Raw genomic sequence first — 1,237 nt, 5'->3', positions numbered from 1 at the left:
GTTCGGATCCATTGTGGTCTCGCGCAGCTGAATTGGGTTCATCTCACCCAGACCTTTGAATCGTTGCACGTTGATTTTGGCTTTCTTCTTCGACAAACGTTCTAGAATGCCATCTTTTTCATCGTCATCGAGGGCGTAGAAGACTTCTTTACCACAGTCGATTCGATACAGAGGCGGCATTGCTACATAGATATGACCCGCTTCAACGAGCGCGCGGAAGTGACGAGTAAACAAAGCACACAATAGCGTTGCGATGTGAAGACCATCCGAGTCCGCATCGGCAAGGATACAAATTTTACCGTAGCGTAGGCTGTCAAGGTTGTCGCTGTCTGGGTCGATACCCAACGCAACCGAGATGTCATGCACTTCTTGAGACGCCAGAACTTGATCGGCAGAGACTTCCCATGTGTTTAGGATCTTACCACGCAGTGGCATTACCGCTTGGAATTCACGATCTCGGGCTTGCTTCGCGCTGCCACCCGCCGAGTCACCCTCCACGAAGAAGATTTCGGTGCGATTTAAGTCTTGTACGGAACAGTCTGTTAGCTTACCTGGCAAGGCAGGACCCGATGCGACTTTCTTACGTACGACTTTCTTGCTTGCGCGCATACGACGGTGGGCGTTAGCAATACACACTTCCGCTAGTTGCTCTGCAAGTTGAGGCTTTTCGTTTAGCCACAGACTGAATGCATCTTTTACCACACCAGAGACAAACGCAGCGGTTTGACGCGAAGAGAGACGCTCTTTAGTCTGACCAGCAAACTGTGGATCTTGGATCTTAACCGACAACACGTACGAACAACGGTCGAAAACATCATCGCCCGTTAGCTTCACACCACGTGGTAGCAAGTTGCGGAATTCACAGAACTCACGCATCGCATCCAACAAACCTTGGCGAAGACCATTTACGTGTGTACCACCCTGAGCTGTTGGGATAAGGTTCACGTAACTTTCGGTGATCATCTCGCCGCCTTCTGGCTGCCAGATTACTGCCCAGTTTGCTGCTTCTGTGTCTGCAGAAAACTCCCCAGTAAACGGTTCTTCTGGTAGTACTGGGTAACCTTTTACGCCTTCGGCTAGATAGTCTTTCAAACCATCTTCGTAGTACCACTGGTAGTCTTTGTTGTTTACTTTATCGGTAAACGTAATTTCTAGACCTGGGCAAAGTACCGCTTTCGCTCGTAGGTTGTTCACCAAACGAGTTACAGAGAAGTTAGCTGAATCGAAATACTTCGCA

At 49.2% G+C, this 1,237-nt stretch carries 1 protein-coding gene; it reads right to left on the bottom strand.

All coding sequences use genetic code 11. The annotated features are described in order from the left end of the window. A partial coding sequence (parE, locus tag R7P35_RS24955) for a DNA topoisomerase IV subunit B (protein WP_318093065.1) occupies positions 1 to 1,237 on the bottom strand: 1,237 nt, incomplete at both ends.

The sequence above is a fragment of the Vibrio sp. Vb0304 genome, assembly GCF_033338995.1.
Lineage (GTDB): Bacteria > Pseudomonadota > Gammaproteobacteria > Enterobacterales > Vibrionaceae > Vibrio > Vibrio alginolyticus.
Note: the sequence above shows the minus strand (reverse complement) of the source record. Positions and strands in the feature narration are given on the sequence as shown.